The following is an 18,115-nucleotide window of genomic DNA, read 5'->3' as shown; positions in this document are numbered from 1 at the left end:
CGACGGAAGGTAGTGAACCTGTCATGTCCGAGCCGATCCGGATCTTCCTGCTCGACGACCACGAGATCGTCCGCCGTGGCATCCGCGACCTCCTCGAGGCCCAGGAGGGTCTGACGGTCGTGGGCGAGGCCGGCACGGCCGCCGACGCGCTCGCGTCGATCCCCCGCCTGCTCCCCGACGTCGCCGTCCTCGACGCGCGCCTGCCCGACGGCTCCGGCATCGAGGTGTGCCGCGACGTGCGCGCCGAGCACCCCGAGGTCAACGTCATCATCCTGACGTCCTTCGACGACGACGAGGCCCTGTTCTCGGCGATCATGGCCGGTGCCGCCGGCTACGCGCTCAAGCAGATCCGCGGCAACGACCTCGTCCAGGCCGTGCGCCAGGTCGCGGGCGGCGGCTCGCTGCTCGACCCCGCCGTCACGGCCCAGGTGCTGGAGCGCATCCGCAACGCGCCGGCCCCGAAGGACCCGCTCGCCGAGCTGACCCCGCAGGAGCGCAAGATCCTCTCGCTCATCGGCCAGGGCATGACCAACCGTCAGATCGCCGCCGAGATGTACCTCGCGGAGAAGACGGTCAAGAACTACGTCTCCCAGCTGCTCTCCAAGCTCGGCCTCCAGCGTCGCACCCAGGCCGCGGTCCTTGCCGAGAAGCACGGGCTCGCCGGCGACGCCTGACCCTCGTCCGCCCTCTCCCCGTTTCGTGGGGTTGGCGACGATCTCTCCCCCAGAAACCGTCGTCAACCCAACAGGACGCGGGGAGGGGACGGCGGACTACCCTGGTAGCCATGGACCACAACCAGTCGCTCGCCTCGTTCGACCCCGACGTCGCACGTCTGCTCGACGCCGAGCTCGCCCGTCAGCAGACGACGCTCGAGATGATCGCGTCGGAGAACTTCGCGCCGGTCGCCGCGCTGGAGGCGCAGGGCAGCGTCCTCACCAACAAGTACGCCGAGGGCTACCCGGGCAAGCGCTACTACGGCGGCTGCGAGGTCGTCGACGAGGTCGAGCAGATCGCGATCGACCGGCTGAAGCAGCTGTTCGACGCCGACTACGCGAACGTCCAGCCGCACTCGGGCGCCAGCGCCAACGCCGCGGTCCTGCACGCCATCGCGCGCAAGGACGACACCATCATGGGTCTCGACCTCGCCAACGGCGGGCACCTCACGCACGGCATGAAGATCAACTTCTCCGGGCGCCTCTACAACGTGGTCCCCTACCACGTCGACGACTCCGGCCTGGTCGACATGGAGGAGGTGCGCACGCTCGCCCGTGAGCACAGCCCCAAGGTCATCATCGCCGGCTGGTCCGCGTACCCGCGCCAGCTCGACTTCGCCGCCTTCCGCGCGATCGCCGACGAGGTCGGCGCCTACCTGTGGGTCGACATGGCGCACTTCGCCGGTCTCGTGGCCGCGGGCCTGCACCCGTCGCCGCTGCCGCACGCCCACGTCGTCTCCAGCACGACGCACAAGACGCTCGGTGGTCCCCGCGGCGGCGTGATCCTGTCCAACGACCCCGAGATGGTCAAGAAGCTGCAGTCCGCCGTGTTCCCGGGCCAGCAGGGCGGTCCGCTCGAGCACGTCATCGCGGCCAAGGCCGTCGCGTTCAAGATGGCGCTCGAGCCGGAGTTCAAGGACCGTCAGCAGCGCACCATCGAGGGCGCGCAGATCCTCGCCGAGCGACTCCTCGCCGACGACGCCCGCCAGGCCGGCATCCAGGTGCTGTCCGGCGGCACCGACGTGCACCTCGTGCTCGTCGACCTGCGCGACAGCGAGCTCGACGGCCAGCAGGCCGAGGACCGCCTCCACGAGGTCGGCATCACGGTCAACCGCAACGCGGTCCCGAACGACCCGCGTCCGCCCATGGTCACGTCGGGCCTGCGCATCGGCACCCCCGCGCTCGCCACCCGCGGCTTCGGCGCCGAGGAGTTCCGCGAGGTCGCCGACGTCATCGCCGAGACGCTCACGCCGGGCGACCTCGACGTCGAGGGCCTGCGCAAGCGGGTCACGACGCTGGCCGAGCGCTTCCCGCTGTACCCCCACCTCACGCCGTTCACCGCCTGACCGTGGGACCTGCCGCGGACCACGGGACCGCGCCGTCGACGGCGCGGCTGTGGCTGCGGCTCACGCCGCTGCACCTGTTCGCCGTCGTCGCCGTGGTGCTGTGCGTGGCGGGCGGGTTCTGGCAGCTCGGTGCCTACGAGTCGCGCCAGGGCGACGCCGTGCGTGAGTCGGCGGCCGCACCCCCGGCGCCCATCACGCAGGTCTGGGGTCTCGGGCGTCCGTTCGCGGCCGACCTGCAGGACCGCCGCGTCACGGTGCAGGGGCGGTTCGCCCCCGCCGACCAGCAGGTGTGGGTCCGCGGCGAGATCAGCGGCGGTCGCACCTGGCTCGTGGCGCCGTTCCTGGTCCACGGGTCGGACGGCGCCCTGCTCGTGGTCCGCGGCTCGACCGACGCCCCCGGCGAGCTGCCGCCGGTGCCGACCGGCGACGTGAGCCTCGGCGTGGTGCTGCAGCCGAGCCAGGGCGGCGGGCTCCCGCTCGACGCCGACCGCGTGACGACCTCGATCACGACGCCGTCGCTGGTCAACGAGCTGCCCTACCGGCTGTGGTCCGGGTACGGGCTCGTGCAGGAGTGGACCGAGCTGGCGGGATCGGGCGACGCGCCCCCCGGCTTCGGCGCGCCCGTCGACCCGCCCGACCCCGACGTGTCGTGGACGGTGGGACTCAAGAACCTCGCCTACGCGCTCCAGTGGTGGGTCTTCGCGGTGTTCGCGGTCGCGCTCTGGTGGCGGATGTGCCGCGACCAGGTCGACGAGGCGCGAGAACGCCACACGACGGCGCGTCGGGACGACGACCACCCCGTCGATAGCCTGACCCCGTGAGTCGCATCGCTGTCGCCTACCGGGTGCTCGCCTGGGTCGTGGGCGTGAACCTGCTCGTCGTGTTCGCCGGCTTCTTCGGCAAGATCTTCACCGACGAGGGCTCCTGGTGGAACCGTCACCAGGACGTCTTCCTCGTCATCGACCAGGTGCACGGCTTCCTGTTCATGGCGCTGCTCGTGCTGATCGCGATCCTCGCGAGCCGGCACCGCTGGTCGCCGACGTTCACGATCACGACGATGCTGCTCGCCACCATCCCGTTCGTCAGCTTCTGGGCGGAGCGCCGCACCACGCGGGTGCTGCGCGCCGAGCACGACGGCCTCGACGCGACCCGCTGAGCCGTCAGCGACCGGTGAAGGTGGCCCGACCGGGGCCGTCCTGCAGGAACGACTCCATGCCGTGCTGCAGGTCGTCGGTCGCGAACAGTGCCGACGCGATCTGCGTGGTCACGGCGTTCGCGCTGGGCACGCCGCCGGTCTCGTAGGCGCGCAGGATCCGCTTGGCCGCGCCGAACGCCTGCGTCGGACCCACGGCGACCTGCCGCACGATGTCGAGCACGGCGTCGTCGAAGCCGTCGACGGGCAGCACCCGGTTGACCACGTTCCATCGCTCGAAGGTCGCGGCGTCGAACAGCTCGCCGGTGAGCACGACCTCCTTGGCCCGGCCGACGCCGGCGCGCTGCGCGAGGCGCTGCGTGCCGCCCATCGTCGGCGTGAGGCCGATGACCCGCTCCACCAGGCCGAACTTCGCCTTCTCGCTGGCGAGCACGACGTCGCAGGCGAGTGCGACCTCCAGCGCCCACGTGAGCGTCAGCGCGTGGGCGGCGAAGAACGTCGGGACGTCGAGCGCGGCGATCCGGTCGGGCAGCTCGATCATCCGGTCGTACAGGTCCTTCGTGTCCTCCTGCGTCTTCCGGGCGTGGAACTGCGCGACGTCGACACCGCCGGAGACCAGCTTGCCCTCTGCGCGGAGCAGGACGGCGCGGGGCAGGTCGGCCTCGACGGCGTCGAGCGCGGCGTCGAAGGCGTCGTGCAGCTCGAGGGAGTACAGGTTGACCGGCGGCGCGCTGAAGGTCACGACCGCGACGTCGTCGACCCGCGTGACGTCGACGCGCGGCTCGCTCACCGGCTCGCCTCGGCCGGGTCGTAGACGCCACCGCGGTCGGCGGTGAGGTTCCGCGCGACGACGATGCCGGCCACGAGGGCGAGCAGGGCCAGGACCAGACGGATGGGGTGCTCTCGCATGGGCCCACGCTAGCGGGCAGCTCGCCGTCTCGCGTCGCGGTGCGTCGACCGGCCTCAGTTGTCGGGTCGTGGGAAGATGTCAAGGTCCCGTCCCGCACGATCCCCCCGAAGGACTGACGTGTCTTCCCCGCTGAGCGCCACCCTGCACACCAACCACGGCGACGTCGTGGTCCGGCTCTTCCCCGATCACGCCCCCAAGACCGTCGAGAACTTCGTCGGCCTCGCCGAGGGCACGAAGGAGTGGCTCGACCCGGCCACCGGCCAGGTCGCCACGCGCCCGTTCTTCGACGGCATCACGTTCCACCGGATCATCCGCAACTTCATGATCCAGGGCGGCGACCCGCTCGGCACCGGCACGGGCGGCCCCGGCTACACCTTCGAGGACGAGTTCCACCCCGACCTCCGCTTCGACAAGCCCTACCTGCTGGCGATGGCCAACGCGGGGCCGGGCACCAACGGTTCGCAGTTCTTCATCACGGTCGTCCCGACGGACTGGCTGAACCGCAAGCACACGATCTTCGGCGAGGTCGCCGACGAGGCCGGCCAGAAGGTGATCGACGCGATCGCCGCGGTGCCGACGGACGGCTTCGACCGTCCCGTCGAGCCCGTGGTGATCGAGAAGGTCACCGTCGACCGCGGCTGACATGACCGGAACGGCACCGGGGTCGCGCCCCGACGGCGCGCCGCGGTGCTACCGCCACCCGGACCGCGAGGCGCTCATCACCTGCCAGCGGTGCGAGCGGCCCATCTGCACCCAGGACATGAACGACGCCTCCGTCGGTTTCCAGTGCCCGGAGTGCGTCAACCGCGGCGCGAAGTCGGTGCGGCTGCCCCGCACGGTCGCGGGCGGTGCGCTGCAGACACGCGAGGGTGCCGTCTCGTTGGTCATCATCGGGCTCAACGTCGTCGTCTACCTGGTGCAGCTGCTCACCGGCGACCTGCGCAGCCCGCTGTACCAGCAGGGCGCGATGTTCCCGGTCGGCGTCGCCGAGGGCCAGTGGTGGCGGCTGCTGACCTCGGCGTTCCTGCACCTCGGGACCCTGCACATCCTCTTCAACATGTACGCGCTCTACCTGTTCGGCCCGCTCGTCGAGCGCAAGCTCGGCACGGCGCGGTTCGTCGCGGCGTACGTCACGACCGCCGTGGTCTCCGGCGTCTTCGTCATGTGGCTGTCGGAGCCGTTCAGCGGGACGGCCGGCGCGTCGGGCGCGGTGTTCGGCCTGTTCGGCATGGCGCTGCTGTTCATGCTGAGGGCGCGCGAGGACGTGCGCGGGCTGCTCGCCCTCCTCGCGGTGAACGTGGCCATCGGCTTCCTGGGCCCGATCAGCTGGCAGGGCCACCTCGGCGGCTTCGTGGCCGGGATCCTGCTCGGGGCGCTGTTCGCGTACGGGCCCCGGGCGCACCGGACGCTCGTGCAGGTCGCGGCCTTCGTGCTCCTCTGGGCGGCCGTGGTCGTCGCCGTGCTGGTGCGCTCCCAGCAGCTGCTGGGCTGAGGTGCCCTAAATCACACGTCTGTCGTTCTCCCCAGCGTTGCCCACAGCTGTGAACAACACCCGTGTAACTCACGCACAGACCTGTCCACAGCTGTGAACAACACCGGTGTAACTCGTGCACAGGGCCGTCCACACCTGTGCACACGGGCCGATCCCGAGGACGGCCGTGGACGTCAGGTTTCGGATACCGTTAGTATCTGAACATGTCGATCTTCGTCCCGGGCACGCGTGTGCTCGTCACCGGCGCGGCCTCCGGGCTGGGCCTCGCCCTCGTCACCCAGCTGGCCGAGCAGGGCTGCCGCGTGCTCGCCACCGACGTCCACGCCGAGGCGCCCGAGGTCCTGCAGGCGCTCGCCGCGGCGCACCCCGACGTGTCCTACCGGACCCTCGACGTCACGTCCGACGTCGACTGGAGCACCGCGCGCGACCATGTCGTGGAGACGTGGGACGGGCTCGACGTGCTCTTCAACAACGCCGGTGTCGCGGCCGGCGGTCGGATCGAGCTGTCGGAGATGGACCAGTGGCAGTGGATCGTCGACATCAACCTGCTCGGCGTCGTGCGCGGCTGCCGCACCTTCGTCCCGCTCCTGAAGGAGCAGGGCGGCGGCACGATCGTCAACACCGCGTCGGCGGCCGGGCTGGTGCACCCGCCGCGGATGAGCGAGTACAACTCCGTCAAGGCGGGCGTCGTCGCGCTCAGCGAGACGCTGTTCCACGAGCTCAAGCCGTCCGGCATCCAGGTCAGCGTCGTCTGCCCCACCTTCTTCAAGACCAACCTGACCGCGTCGCTGCGTGGCAAGGACGAGTCGGCGCAGAAGTCGGCGGCCAAGCTCATCGACGGCTCGAAGCGCACCGCGGCCGACATCGCCGCCATCGTCATCGCCGAGGTCGAGAAGGGGCGGCACATCGTCCTCACCGACCGCGAGGGCAAGCTGGCCTACGCAGCCAAGCGCTTCCTGCGGCCCGTGTACTACCGCGAGATGGCCAAGGCGGCCGCCCGCATGGGCCGGAAGGACTGACGTGCGCACGAACGTGCTCATCACCGGCGCCAGCTCCGGTCTCGGCGCCGAGATGGCCCGCCAGCTCGCCGCCCAGGGCCATTCGCTGGCCCTGACCGCGCGCCGCGTCGACCGGCTCGAGGCCCTCGCCGCCGAGATCACCGCGGCCCACCCCGACGTGCAGGTGGTCGTGCACGCGCTCGACGTCAACGACCACGAGCAGGTCTTCGACGTCTTCACCCGGGCGATCCAGGACCTCGGCGGCCTCGACCGCGTCATCGTCAACGCCGGGCTCGGCAAGGGCGGTCGCATCGGCACCGGGGCGTTCGCCGCGAACCGCGAGACCGTCGAGACCAACGTCGTCGCGGCGATGGCGCAGTGCGAGGCCGCGATGGCGCACTTCTACGAGCGCAAGGCCGGCCACCTCGTCGTCATCTCCTCGATGTCGGCGATGCGCGGCATGCCCGGCTCGATGACGGCGTACGCCGCGACGAAGGCCGCGGTCGCCCACCTCGCCGAGGGCATCCGCATGGACCTCGTCGGTCGCCGCGGCCTCGACATCGCGGTGACGACGCTGTTCCCGGGCTACATCGCGTCGGAGATGAACGAGCAGGTCGAGCAGGAGCAGCGGCTCATGGTCGACACCCCCACCGGCGTGCGCTCGATGGTGAAGGCCATCCAGAAGGAGGTCGACACCGCCGCCACCCCCGGCTGGCCGTGGGGCCCGCTCGGCCAGGTCCTGCGGTACGCGCCGCGCGGCGTGGTCCGCAAGCTCGTCTGACGCTCGCTCTCCTCCCCGTCTCGGCGCTCCATCGCCGCTGTCTGGCTCAGGAGCGGGCGACGGTGCTCCGAGACGGGGAGTCGACGACGGCAGCGGCGGCGACGTCGAGGGGCGTGGCGGGCAGGATCGTCGCGGTCTCGTCGACGAGCAGCGGCTGCGTGAACAGGTAGGACATCTCGGCCATCGCGCGGACGTCGGCGTTGACGACGCCGACCGCTCGCAGCGCCCAGGCGGGCACGGCGCGCACCCGGACGTCGTCCCGTCCGGCAGCGCGCGCGTAGACCAGGGCGAGCTCGTGCTGCGTCGCGTGCACGACGGGGGCGAGCACGGCGTCGGGCCCGTCGGCGGAGTCGGCGGCTGCGACCATGGCGGCCGCGAGGTCGGGCAGGTAGGTCCAGGCGTGGGGCAGGTCGACGCGACCCAGCGGGCGCACCGTCCGGCCCGTGGTCGCCGGCACGACCATCCGGTCGCCACCGTGCGCCATCGCCGCGCCGGGGCCGTAGAAGTCCGACGCGACCACGCTGGTCGTGTGCGCCGACGACGCGGCGCGACGCGCCAGGAGGGTCGCGCGGATCCGTCCGAGGGCGGAGCGCGGCGCGATCCGCGGGTCGGCGCCGAGCGGGGCGCTCGTGTCGAAGGCGTAGACGCTCTCCGGGTAGACCACGTGCACGTCGTGGCGTTCCGCGGCGGTCAGCACCGCGCGCTCGAGGGGCGGCAGCTCCCGCTCCCAGACGTCGGGGCGGTAGGCCGAGGCGTGCACGCACAGGTGCACGACGTCGATGTCGGCGAACGCGCGGTCGAGCGCGGCGACGTCGGTCGCGTCGAGTCGGGTGCGGGTGACGAGCGGGTGCTCGGGGCCGGACCCGGACCGGGTGGCGACGGTGACCTGCTCGCCGCGCTCGGCGAGCAGGGTGGCGACGTGGGGACCGATCTGGCCGGCGCCGATGACGAGGGTGCGCATGATGACTCCTGGGGCTCAGAGAGCAGCGCTCTCGGTTGGTGGACGAGTCCAGGGTGCGCTCGTCTGCGACACCTGTCAAGAGCACTGCTCTTGGTATCGACATATCGACCTCGACGACGCTAGGGTGAGGTCGTGCCCACCCCCCGTCAGGTCGCCCGCGAGCAGACCCTGCGCGACATCGTCCGCATCGGCCGCGAGCAGCTCGCGACTACGACGCCTGCTGAGCTGTCGCTGCGCGCCGTCGCGCGTGAGCTGGGCCTGGTCTCGTCGGCCGTGTACCGATACGTCAAGGACCGCGACGCGCTGCTGACCCTCCTGATCGTCGACGCGTACGACGAGCTCGGTGCCGAGGTCGAGGCGGCGGTGGCAGCGTCGTCACGGCGCACGCCCACCCGTCGCCTGCAGGCTGCGGCCCAGGCCATGCGGTCGTGGGCGTTGCGCGAGCCGTCGCGCTTCGCCCTGCTGCACGGCACCCCGGTGCCGGGCTACGCGGCGCCCCCCGACACGACCGTCGAGCCGGGGACCCGGGTGGTCGTCGCGCTGCTCACGGTGCTCGAGGACGCGTACCGACGGGGCGACCTGCGTGAGGTCGACGGCCCGCTCCCGCGCAGCCTGCGCAGCGACCTCGAGCGGATCCGCGCCGAGTACGACCTGGCGCTGCCCGTGACGAACCTCGCCCGCGCGCTCGGACTCTGGTCGGCCCTCGTGGGCGCCGTGGCCTTCGAGGTGTTCGGCCAGTACGGTCCCGACACCCTGCACGACCCCGGCGCGTTCCTCGACGTCCACGTCGCCACCCTCGCCACGACGGTCGGCCTCCCGCCCCCCTGACCTCCCCACCTCCCCCTCCCCACGATTCGGTACGTCACCGCCCACTTCCCGCCCCGAAAGGGGCGATGAGGTACCACATCGTGGGGACTACTCGGCGAGGGCGCGGCGGGCGAGGGCGCCGACCTGCTCCTGCTCGACGAGGAAGCCGTCGTGACCGTGCAGCGAGTGCACGACGTCGAGCCCGTCGGCACCCGGCACCAGGTCGGCCAGCTCCTGCTGCTGGTACAGCGGGTAGAGGCGGTCGGAGTCGATCCCGGCGACGACGGTCCGGGCGGTCACGCCGCCGAGCGCCTCGGCGACCCCGCCACGGCCGCGTCCGACGTCGTGGGAGTCCATCGCCCGGGTCAGCGCCAGGTAGGAGCCGGCGTCGAAGCGGCGGGTGAGCTTCGTGCCGTGGTGCTCGAGGTACGACGCGACGCTGAACCGACCGTCGGGCTCGCGCTCGCGGCCGAAGCGCTGCTGCAGCTCGGCCTCGCTGCGGTAGGCCACGTGCGCCACCCGCCGCGCGAGGTCGAGCCCGGTGGTCGGGCCGCGGCTCTCGGCGTAGTAGTCGCCGCCGTGGAAGTGCGGGTCGCTGGTGATCGCCGCCTGCTGCACCGACGACAGCGCGAGCTGCTCGGCCGACGCCTGCGCCGACGTCGCCAGCAGGAACAGCCGCTCCACCCGCGAGGGGTGCCCGACCGCCCACTCCAGGCCCCGCATGCCACCGGCCGACCCGCCCACGACGGCGTACCAGCGCTCGATCCCGAGGGCGTCGGCCAGCAGCGCCTCGGCGGCGACCTGGTCGCGGACCGTCAGGTCGGGGAACCGGCTGCCCCACGCCCGACCGTCGGGGGCGAGGGACGAGGGGCCCGTCGAGCCCTGGCAGCCGCCCAGGATGTTCGCGCAGACGACGTGGAAGCGGTCGGTGTCGATCGGAAGGCCGGGCCCGACGAGGGTGTCCCACCAGCCGGGGCTGGCGTGCCCGGGCCCGGTCGGACCGACCACGTGGCTGTCGCCGGTGAGCGCGTGCAGCACCAGCACGGCGTCGCGTCCCGGCGTCCCCCACGTCTCGTACGCCAGCCGGACGTCGGGCAGCACGGACCCGCTCTCGAGCGCGACGTCGCCGACGTCGGCGAAACGTCGGGAACCGACAGGATCTCCCTCCCGCCACGCGCCGGTGACGGAAGGGAGATCCTGGTTGGTCAGGTGGGGTGAGGTCACTTGGCCGCGCGCAGTCCCGCCTCGAGGTCGGCGAGGATGTCGTCGATGCCCTCCAGGCCCACCGCGAGGCGCACAAGACCGGGCGTCACGCCGGTGGCGGCGTGCTCCTCGGGAGTGCCCTGCGAGTGCGTCGTGCTGGCCGGGTGGATGGCCAGCGACCGCACGTCGCCGATGTTCGCGACGTGGCTGAACAGCTCGAGCGCGTCGATGAAGCGGCGGCCGGCGTCGATCCCACCGGGCAGCTCGAACGTCAGGACCGCGCCGGCGCCCCGCGGGACGTACCGGTCGGCGAGCTCCTTGTACGGGTTGCCCTCGAGCGACGCCCACGTCACCGACGCGACGTCGTCGCGGGCCGACAGCCACTCCGCGACCTGGCGCGTGTTCTCGACGTGACGCTCCACGCGCAGGCTGAGCGTCTCCAGGCCCTGCGCGATGAGGAACGCGTTGAACGGCGAGATCGCGGCGCCGACGTTGCGCAGGTACTGCACGCGCAGCTTCGCGATGTACGCGGCCCGTCCGAGCGCCTCCGCGAACACGAGGCCGTGGTAGCTCGCGTCGGGCTGGGTGAAGCCGGGGTACTTGTCCCCGTGGGCGCCGTAGTCGAAGGTCCCGCCATCGATGACGACACCCGCGATGGCCGTGCCGTGCCCGCCGATGTACTTCGTGGCGGAGTGGATGACCGTGTCGACGCCGTGCTTGAGGGGGTTGAGCAGGTAGGGCGTCGCGACGGTGTTGTCGACGAGGAACGGCACGCCGACCTCCTTCGCCACGGCCGAGATCGCCTCCAGGTCGAGCACGTCGCCCTTCGGGTTGCCGATGGTCTCGCCGAAGAACGCCTTCGTGTTCTCCTGCACCGCGGCGCGCCAGGCGTCGGGGTTGTTGTTGTCCTCGACGAACGACACCTGGATGCCGAGCTTCGGGAACGTGTGGCGCAGCAGCGAGTCGGTGCCGCCGTAGAGGCTCGCCGACGCGACGATGTGGTCGCCCGCCTCGGCGACGTTGGTCAGTGCGCCGGTCGTGGCCGCCTGGCCCGACGCGAACAGCAGCGCGCCGACACCGCCCTCCAGCGCGGCGAGCCGCTGCTCGACGGTGTCCTGGGTCGGGTTGGTGATGCGCGTGTAGATGTTGCCCGGCTCCGCCAGGCTGAACAGGTCGGCGGCGTGCTGGGTGTCGCGGAACTGGTACGACGTCGTCTGGTAGATCGGCAGCGCACGGGCGCCGGTAGTCGGGTCGGGCGTCTGGCCGGCGTGGATCTGCTTGGTCTCGAACGACCACTGGTCACTCATGGTGTCTCCTCAGCTGTCGCGGCGGGGTGTCGCGACCGGGTGTCGCGGGGTGGGTCTTCACCGTGGCACGCGGTCCGGGGACCGAGAAGACGTCTCAGAATCCGGGACGTGCGAGGATCGTCCGATGGACCTGCGACCGGCCACCGAGGGCGACGAGGGCCTGCTGGCCTCGATCCAGCAGGCCGCCAACACCGATGCGCTCGCCCACGTATTCGCACCGCCCTACCCCTGGACCGCCGTGCGCGACCGGTGGGCCGAGCGGATCGCGGCCACGGGGGTCGCGGCCTTCGTGGTGGTCGTCGACGGCGTGGGCGTCGGGTACCTCGCGCACGACCGGACGACGCTGCTGCACCTGGGCGTCGTCGCGCGCCACCGGGGGACGGGGCTCGCCGACGCCGTCCTCGCCGAGGTCCCCCGCCACGTCGACCGGCTCTGGGTGCTCGAGGAGAACGTCCGCGCCCGCCGCTTCTACGAGCGGCACGGCTGGCGCCCCGACGGTCGCACCGGCACCAGCGAGTACCCGCCCCACCCGGTCGAGCTGGGCTACACCCGCCACCCCGACCCGCTGGTCGAGTAGTCCGGCCGGCGACGAAGGAGCTCGGTCGGACGTATCGAGACCACTCGGAGCCGTCGCTGGGGGTTGGCCCGCGCTGATCTGTTGCCGGGTGGTCTCGATACGCACCGACGAGCTCGCTGGCGCTCGCCGTCGCCGCTACTCGACCAGCGGAACCGTCCGCTGGTCGAGTGCCTCCACGAGCGCTAGCGAGGGGAGGTGTATCGAGACCATTCCAAGCGGTCGCTGGGGGTCGGCCCGCGCTGATCTGTTGCCGGGTGGTCTCGATACGCACCGACGAGCTCGCTGGCGCTCGCCGTCGCTGCTACTCGACCAGCGGTGGGTCAGCGCATGTCGAAGGGCTGGGCGGTCGACTCGAGGACGCTGAGCCAGAGGTCGCCGTCGGGGGAGACGTGGTGGGGGCGGTGGGTCACGTAGCTGATCGGCACGTGCACGAACCGGTGCCGGCGCCGCCCGACGACCATGTCGGTGCGGCCGGCCATCGCCGCGTGCACGGCGGTCTGCGCGAGCCGTGAGCAGTACACCGAGTCCGACGGCTCTGCGGGCACCGAGCGGATGAAGTATCCCGGGTCGAAGTAGCGGAACAGGACCTCCTCGCCGCGCGACGTGAAGTCGTCGGTGATCCGCTCGCGCAGCAGGCGACCGATGTCGGCCAGCCGCGCGTTGCCGGACGCGTCGGTGGCGCCGTCGTGCGGGAGGTGCTCCTGGCCCGCGCCCTCGGCGACCACCAGCACGGCGTGACCCTGCGCGGCGACCTTGCGCCGGACGTGCTCCAGCAGGCCGTTGTCGCCGTCGAGCGCGAACGGCACCTCGGGGATGAGGACGAAGTCGGCGTCGTGGCCGGCCAGCGCGGAGTAGCAGGCGATGAACCCGGCGTGACGCCCCATCACCTTCACCAGCCCGACGCCGTTGAGCGACGCCTCGGCCTCGATCTTGGCCGCCTTGATCGACTGCGCCGCCCGCGAGTACGCCGTCTGGAACCCGAAGCTCTGCCCGATGTGCGGGATGTCGTTGTCGATCGTCTTCGGCACCCCGACCACGGCGATGTCGGCGCCGCGCGCGATCGCCTCCTCGGCGATCCGGTGGGCGCCGCGCATCGAGCCGTCACCGCCGATGACGAAGAGGATGTCGATCCCACGGGCCTGCAGGGTGTCGACCACGACGCCGACGTCCTGCGCGCCGCGCGACGACCCGAGCACGGTGCCGCCGCGCTCGTGGATGTTGGCCACGAAGTCGGGGGTCAGCGTGACCGGCTCGAGCCCGAGCCCCGGCACCATCCCGGCGTACCCGTTGCGGAACCCGACCACGTCGCGCACGCCGTAGTGCTCGTGCAGCTCCATGACGATCGCGCGGATCACGTCGTTCAGGCCGGGGCAGAGGCCACCGCAGGTCACGACGCCGACGCGCACCGAGCCGGGGTCGAAGAAGAGGCGGGCACGGGGTCCGCCGGTCTCGAAGGTCGGCAGCTCCTCCAGCGGGAGGCCGCGACGCTGGATCAGCTCGACGGTGTCGTCGAACAGCACACGGTCGTCCTCGCCGACGTAGTACTCGTTGGTCGCGCGGCCGCCGACGTAGTGCGAGAGAGGTGAGGGCACCGTGCACGGACCGAGGGAGCGGACCTGGAGGTCGGCGAGCGTCACCATGTCCTCATCCTAGGGTGAGGAAACCCTCAGGTGCGGGGTCCTGGGGAGCCTCTGCGCGGGAGGTCGACCGTATCCGGTTGGGGCGAAAGTCCGCGCCCGCGGGCGTTCGCGGGGAGAATGTCCGGATGGGAGTGCAGATCACCGTGCGCGGCGTCGCCGAGGCGCGCCATCCGGCCGAGCGCGCCCTCGTGCGGCTCGAGGCCGTCGTGGAGGGGACCGACCGGGTCGACGTCCGCGACCGTGCGGCGGCGCTGCAGGAGCCGCTCGCCGGACACCTGCGCGACCTCGCGGCGCTGGGCGCGGTCGACACGTGGTCCAGCGACCAGGTGACGGTCCACGGCAGCCGCCCCTGGGTCGGCGACCGACGCTCGGACGAGGTCGTGCACACGGCGTCGGTGCAGCTGCGGGCCGAGTTCGTCGACTTCGAGCGCATGAACGGCTTCCTCGACCACTGGGCCGGGGTGGACGGCGTGGAGGTGCTGCCCGTCGAGTGGGACCTGGGCGTCCGCAGCCGACGGGTGCTGGAGGCGGAGGTGCGCAAGGCCGCCGTCGACGACGCGGTGACGAAGGCGCAGACGTACGCCGACGCCGTGCGGCGCGGTCGTGTGGTGGCGGTGCAGCTCGCCGACCCCGGGATGCTCGACGGCCACGGCGACGTGGGGTTCGTCGGTGCGGTCGCGCACCGGCTCGACTCCGGGGAGGACCGCTCGGGGCTCGCCCTCGTGCCGGAGGACATCGTGGTGCGGGTCGAGGTCGACGCCCGCTTCCAGGCCGACTGACCTCCGCGCGACGCCCTCACCCGCCCATACCGGGAGTATGGTGGCGGTATGTCCGTGCGTTCCGTCCTGCGTCGACTGAGGGCGCTGCTCCCCGGCGTCGGCTCCGGGAGCGACGCCAGCACCACCGCCCCGGCACGTCCGCGACCCAGCGTCTCCGTCGTGACGCAGCGGGCCCGGACCGGTCTGCCGCTGCGGAACCGACCCATGCGCGTGGTCTACGACCAGGCCGTCGTGCACGAGGACGTCAGTCTCAAGAGCCGCGTCCTCGGTCGCACCACCCGGCTGGTCTTCAAGCCGCTGCTGCGCCTCGCGCCGCTCAACGACCGCACCCTCACGACGCTGCGATCCCTCGACAAGCTCTCCGCGCGCGGTCCGCGGTCCCGCTTCGTCGAGCCCGTCTCCTTCGAGCTCGACGGCGTGCACGTGGAGTCGATGACGCACCGCTACGGGCCGACGAGCGAGATGACGCTGCTCTACCTGCACGGTGGCGGCTTCTTCTCCTGCGGCATCGAGACGCACCGTCGGATCTGCGAGCGGCTGGCGCTGTACACCGGCGCGACGGTGATCTCCGTCGAGTACGTCCAGCTCCCCGAGGGCTCGGTGGCCGACTCGGTCGACGACGCGATCCGCGCGTACGCGGCGCTGGTGGAGATGAGCGACCGGCCCGACAAGATCGTCGTGGCCGGCGACTCCGCCGGCGGCTACCTGACGATGAAGATCGCCGAGCTGGCGAACCGCCGGGGGCTGCCCGCGCCGGCCGCGCTGCTGACCTTCTCGCCGCTGCTGAGCCTCGACCCCGACCGCATCGACAAGGAGGGCGTGGCCCGAGTGGCCCGGGTGCGCGACGCCTACCTGCCCATCGGGCGCGTCGCGGTGATCCGGGAGCGCTGGCTGCCCGAGGGCTCGACCATCGAGGGCGAGGTCTCGCCCCTCGACGCGGCCGACCACATCACCTCGCCGACGTTCTTCGTCGCGGTGGAGGACGAGATGCTGCGGCCCGAGGTGGAGGCGATGGCGCTGCTGCTGGCCGAGCGCGGCGTCACCGTCGAGACGCACCTGTGGCGCGGCCAGGTGCACGCGTTCCCCGTGCTCGCGGACACGCTGCCCGAGAGTCGGCAGGCGCTGCGGCTCGCCGCCGACTTCGCCCGCCGTGCCGTGGGGGAGGAGTCGGTGACGTCGGGCGAGGCCGACCCGCGACGCCACGACGACCCGACCCACGAGGAGCCCGTGGTCGGCGAGGTCGTGCCGGAGGAGCCCGTGACGCGCGCCGACGACGCGGTGCTCGACGGTGAGCTGGTCGGCGAGGGACGCCGGCGCTGGTCCTTCGGCGCGGGCTGAGTCGGGCCGGGCGCGCCGGCCCGCGTGGTTCTCGCGTCGACACCGTGCACGGGCATCCTTCTCGCCGGCACTGTGGCCGTTCCTGGGACACGGGTCGTCAGGTGCGCTTGGCTGAGCAGGCGGACACCGACGGAAGGCACGAGACATGGTGAGCGGCTCGCTCGCACGGCACCATCCCGACAGCATCTACGCTGCCGGGCTGGTCGTCTTCGCGCTCCTGTGGGTCAGTCCGTTCATCAGCGCGCTCGTGCTCGCTCTCACCCTGCTGGGCTTTCGCCGCGCACACCCGACTGTCCGACTCGTCGTGAAGGTCCTGCTCCTCGTGATGGTCGTGTGGGGAGTCGCCCCTCTCGTGGGCTGACGAACGGCGAGCAGGACGAGGGCGGCCCCGTCAGGACCGGACGGGGGTGGCCACGACGACGACGGTGGAACGGAAGTCGCTGCCGTCGTAGTCGCCGCACGTCATGAGGACGAGGCTGGTCGGGCCCGACGTGCGGTAGACGGCCTGCGCGATGCGGCGGAACTGCTCGACCGGGACCGTGCGCACGGCCCGCACGACGAACGCCGCTCGCTCGCCGCCACGTCTGCCGTCGACGCTGACGCGGTCGCCCGTGGCGAGGTCGCCGAGCCGGTCGAAGACGGCCGCGCCGCGCGAGGCGGTGTGCCCGACGATCGCGGCGCTGCCGGGACCGTCGACCTTGGCGCCGTCGCGCCACCAGCCCGTGACGTCGAGCCGCTCGGGCACCTCCTGGGCACCGTCGTCGCCCGTGCCGAGGCCGACGACGGGCGCGTCGACGTCGATGGACGGGATGCGCACCCGTGCCGGCGTGAACCCGGTGGGCTGGTCCGACGTCGTGGCGGAGGCTGACGCGGAGGGGGCGGGCGACGTCGCGGTGGCCGCCGGGCGCGGCTCGGCCGGGTCGCCTCGGGTCACCAGGAACGCGGCGACCGCCGCCACGCCCACGAGGAGCGCGGCGGCGGCCAGGAGGCGTGGTTCAGCGCGACGCACGGGCGCGCGCGGCGCCGGCGGCGACGCCGAGGACGACGAGGAGGCCGATCGGCAGCCACGCCGGGGTGCCGTCGTGCTCGGAGCCGGACACGCCGGCAGCCGGCGCGTTGGTCGGGAACGGCCAGGCGTTGCCGCCGGCGCCCACGGCACCACCGTCGCAGCCCGTCTGCGGGACCTTGACGTCGAGGATCTGGAGCTCCGGCTCCGCCTCGATGTCGCCGGCGATGCCGACGGCCAGCAGGGTGTCGCGCGGGGTCTTCACGGTGCGCTGCTGGCCGGGCGCCAGCGTGAACTGGCCGTCGGCGTTCTCGGCGTCGCCGTCACCGTAGAGGAACTCGATCGGGGTGCCCGTGATGTTGCGCACCGTGAAGCTGCACGGCGCGGTCCTCACCGCGAACAGCTCGCTCTGGCAGTCCTCGCCGCTCGGGACGTCCCACGTGGTGACGGCGCCGTCGGCGACGGTCACGTCGGCGCGCGGCTCGGCGATGATCGTGACGTCGAGGCCGCCGCCGAAGGTGAGGGAGGAGGCCCGGTAGGTGCCGGCCTCGATCGGCTCGGTGTCCTCGGTGTCGCCGAAGTAGGCGAGCACGTAGTCGAAGGAGTCCGAGCGCGGCACGACGACGGTGCAGCCCTGCACGACGACGGGCGGCGGCGTGACGCCCTCGGGCTCGTCCTGCGCGGTCACGGTGATCGTCGTGGCCGACGTGGTACCGGTCGAGTCGGTGGTCTCCAGGCCGAACGTGAGCGACTCACCGGCCTCGGGGCCGGCGACGCGCTGCGTGCCGGAGGGGTCGAGCGTGCCCGACCAGCCGGTGCCCGTGGCGGTGACGGTGGGCGTCTCGGTGCTGGTGACGTCCCAGACGACGTCGAGCTCCTCACCGGGGTCCAGAGTCAGGTCGGTCGAGGAGCCGTTGACGGTGAACTCCTGGATCACCGGGGCGGCGGACGCCGGTGTGGCGAGTCCGACGAGGCACAGGACGGGTGCCAGGAGGAGGGACAGGACGAGTCGGCGCATGGTCGGCTCACTTCGATTCGAGGGGACGGTGAGGCCATCCGACCACATCTGGCGGATTCTTGGCCAATTCTTCTGAAAACCGGTCC

General features: G+C 72.2%; 21 protein-coding genes. 13 read left to right on the top strand and 8 right to left on the bottom strand.

Annotation, left to right across the window (positions count from 1 at the left end; translation table 11 throughout):
* The first annotated feature begins 23 nt into the window (after positions 1-23).
* The 4 genes from AC3WRM_RS04935 to AC3WRM_RS04920 all read left to right on the top strand — a co-directional run bounded on the left by AC3WRM_RS04935 (position 24) and on the right by AC3WRM_RS04920 (position 3,215).
* A complete protein-coding gene (locus AC3WRM_RS04935) occupies positions 24-674 on the top strand; it encodes a response regulator (protein WP_492247352.1) in 651 nt (216 codons plus the stop codon).
* 110 nt (positions 675-784) lie between these two features.
* Positions 785-2,059, top strand: a complete 1,275-nt coding sequence (glyA, locus tag AC3WRM_RS04930; RefSeq protein WP_492247353.1) for a serine hydroxymethyltransferase — start codon at positions 785-787, stop codon at positions 2,057-2,059.
* Positions 2,060-2,061: 2 nt separating this feature from the next.
* Entirely contained in the window at positions 2,062-2,880 is an 819-nt protein-coding gene (locus AC3WRM_RS04925) for an SURF1 family protein (RefSeq protein WP_492247354.1), read from the top strand.
* Positions 2,877-3,215 carry a DUF3817 domain-containing protein gene (locus AC3WRM_RS04920; RefSeq protein ID WP_492247355.1) on the top strand — a complete coding sequence of 113 codons (339 nt, stop codon included), beginning with the start codon at positions 2,877-2,879 and terminating at the stop codon, positions 3,213-3,215. Before AC3WRM_RS04925 ends, AC3WRM_RS04920 begins: the two co-directional genes overlap by 4 nt.
* Positions 3,216-3,219: 4 nt before the next feature.
* On the opposite strand, the gene AC3WRM_RS04915 is transcribed toward AC3WRM_RS04920, so the two are convergent.
* Entirely contained in the window at positions 3,220-4,002 is a 783-nt protein-coding gene (locus AC3WRM_RS04915) for an enoyl-CoA hydratase/isomerase family protein (protein WP_492247356.1), read from the bottom strand.
* Complete coding sequence (locus AC3WRM_RS04910; RefSeq protein WP_492247357.1) at positions 3,999-4,121, bottom strand: hypothetical protein; 123 nt, start codon at positions 4,119-4,121, stop codon at positions 3,999-4,001. Before AC3WRM_RS04910 ends, AC3WRM_RS04915 begins: the two co-directional genes overlap by 4 nt.
* A 118-nt stretch (positions 4,122-4,239) precedes the next feature.
* On the opposite strand from AC3WRM_RS04910, the gene AC3WRM_RS04905 reads away from it, so the two are divergent.
* The 4 genes from AC3WRM_RS04905 (at position 4,240) to AC3WRM_RS04890 (ending at position 7,393) form a co-directional block, all read left to right on the top strand.
* The gene (locus AC3WRM_RS04905) at positions 4,240-4,764 is read left to right on the top strand and encodes a peptidylprolyl isomerase (protein ID WP_492247358.1); all 525 of its coding nucleotides are present in this window, start codon (positions 4,240-4,242) and stop codon (positions 4,762-4,764) included.
* A gap of 1 nt (position 4,765) precedes the next feature.
* Entirely contained in the window at positions 4,766-5,614 is an 849-nt protein-coding gene (locus AC3WRM_RS04900; RefSeq protein WP_492247359.1) for a rhomboid family intramembrane serine protease, read from the top strand.
* 203 nt (positions 5,615-5,817) lie between these two features.
* A complete protein-coding gene (locus AC3WRM_RS04895; protein WP_492247360.1) occupies positions 5,818-6,633 on the top strand; it encodes an SDR family oxidoreductase in 816 nt (271 codons plus the stop codon).
* Between the two features lies 1 nt (position 6,634).
* The gene (locus AC3WRM_RS04890; RefSeq protein ID WP_492247361.1) at positions 6,635-7,393 is read left to right on the top strand and encodes an SDR family oxidoreductase; all 759 of its coding nucleotides are present in this window, start codon (positions 6,635-6,637) and stop codon (positions 7,391-7,393) included.
* A gap of 46 nt (positions 7,394-7,439) precedes the next feature.
* Here the strand turns inward: AC3WRM_RS04890 and AC3WRM_RS04885 are convergent, their stop codons facing one another.
* Positions 7,440-8,354 (bottom strand): NAD-dependent epimerase/dehydratase family protein, encoded by a 915-nt coding sequence (locus AC3WRM_RS04885; protein ID WP_492247362.1) that lies wholly within the window; start codon positions 8,352-8,354, stop codon positions 7,440-7,442.
* 132 nt (positions 8,355-8,486) lie between these two features.
* On the opposite strand from AC3WRM_RS04885, the gene AC3WRM_RS04880 reads away from it, so the two are divergent.
* Positions 8,487-9,182 (top strand): TetR/AcrR family transcriptional regulator, encoded by a 696-nt coding sequence (locus tag AC3WRM_RS04880; RefSeq protein WP_492247363.1) that lies wholly within the window; start codon positions 8,487-8,489, stop codon positions 9,180-9,182.
* Between the two features lie 87 nt (positions 9,183-9,269).
* Here AC3WRM_RS04880 and metX read toward each other — a convergent pair whose 3' ends face one another.
* Together metX and AC3WRM_RS04870 are read right to left on the bottom strand one after the other, a co-directional pair.
* A complete protein-coding gene (metX, locus tag AC3WRM_RS04875; RefSeq protein ID WP_492247364.1) occupies positions 9,270-10,385 on the bottom strand; it encodes a homoserine O-acetyltransferase MetX in 1,116 nt (371 codons plus the stop codon).
* On the bottom strand, positions 10,382-11,671 hold the full coding sequence (locus AC3WRM_RS04870) for a bifunctional o-acetylhomoserine/o-acetylserine sulfhydrylase (RefSeq protein ID WP_492247365.1): 1,290 nt from the start codon (positions 11,669-11,671) through the stop codon (positions 10,382-10,384). The genes metX and AC3WRM_RS04870 overlap by 4 nt, the downstream gene beginning before the upstream one ends.
* Before the next feature lie 124 nt (positions 11,672-11,795).
* Between AC3WRM_RS04870 and AC3WRM_RS04865 the strand changes: the two genes are divergently transcribed.
* Positions 11,796-12,248: a GNAT family N-acetyltransferase gene (locus AC3WRM_RS04865; protein ID WP_492247366.1), complete on the top strand. Its 453-nt coding sequence runs from the start codon at positions 11,796-11,798 to the stop codon at positions 12,246-12,248.
* Between the two features lie 320 nt (positions 12,249-12,568).
* On the opposite strand, the gene AC3WRM_RS04860 is transcribed toward AC3WRM_RS04865, so the two are convergent.
* Positions 12,569-13,888: an ATP-dependent 6-phosphofructokinase gene (locus AC3WRM_RS04860; RefSeq protein WP_492247367.1), complete on the bottom strand. Its 1,320-nt coding sequence runs from the start codon at positions 13,886-13,888 to the stop codon at positions 12,569-12,571.
* Between the two features lie 125 nt (positions 13,889-14,013).
* On the opposite strand from AC3WRM_RS04860, the gene AC3WRM_RS04855 reads away from it, so the two are divergent.
* The 3 genes from AC3WRM_RS04855 (at position 14,014) to AC3WRM_RS04845 (ending at position 16,366) form a co-directional block, all read left to right on the top strand.
* On the top strand, positions 14,014-14,667 hold the full coding sequence (locus AC3WRM_RS04855; protein WP_492247368.1) for an SIMPL domain-containing protein: 654 nt from the start codon (positions 14,014-14,016) through the stop codon (positions 14,665-14,667).
* Positions 14,668-14,715: 48 nt separating this feature from the next.
* Positions 14,716-16,005 carry an alpha/beta hydrolase gene (locus AC3WRM_RS04850; RefSeq protein WP_492247369.1) on the top strand — a complete coding sequence of 430 codons (1,290 nt, stop codon included), beginning with the start codon at positions 14,716-14,718 and terminating at the stop codon, positions 16,003-16,005.
* A 148-nt stretch (positions 16,006-16,153) separates the two neighbouring features.
* Entirely contained in the window at positions 16,154-16,366 is a 213-nt protein-coding gene (locus AC3WRM_RS04845; RefSeq protein ID WP_492270911.1) for a hypothetical protein, read from the top strand.
* A gap of 30 nt (positions 16,367-16,396) precedes the next feature.
* Here the strand turns inward: AC3WRM_RS04845 and AC3WRM_RS04840 are convergent, their stop codons facing one another.
* Both AC3WRM_RS04840 and AC3WRM_RS04835 read right to left on the bottom strand, forming a co-directional pair.
* Positions 16,397-17,014, bottom strand: a complete 618-nt coding sequence (locus tag AC3WRM_RS04840; protein ID WP_492247371.1) for a class F sortase — start codon at positions 17,012-17,014, stop codon at positions 16,397-16,399.
* Positions 17,001-18,029: a hypothetical protein gene (locus AC3WRM_RS04835; RefSeq protein ID WP_492247372.1), complete on the bottom strand. Its 1,029-nt coding sequence runs from the start codon at positions 18,027-18,029 to the stop codon at positions 17,001-17,003. Before AC3WRM_RS04835 ends, AC3WRM_RS04840 begins: the two co-directional genes overlap by 14 nt.
* Between the last annotated feature and the right edge of the window lie 86 nt (positions 18,030-18,115).

This window comes from Aeromicrobium sp. EU05-FHT14F07, assembly GCF_058790455.1.
The sequence above is the reverse complement of the archived record's forward strand: the minus strand, read 5'-3'. Positions and strand labels throughout refer to the sequence as shown.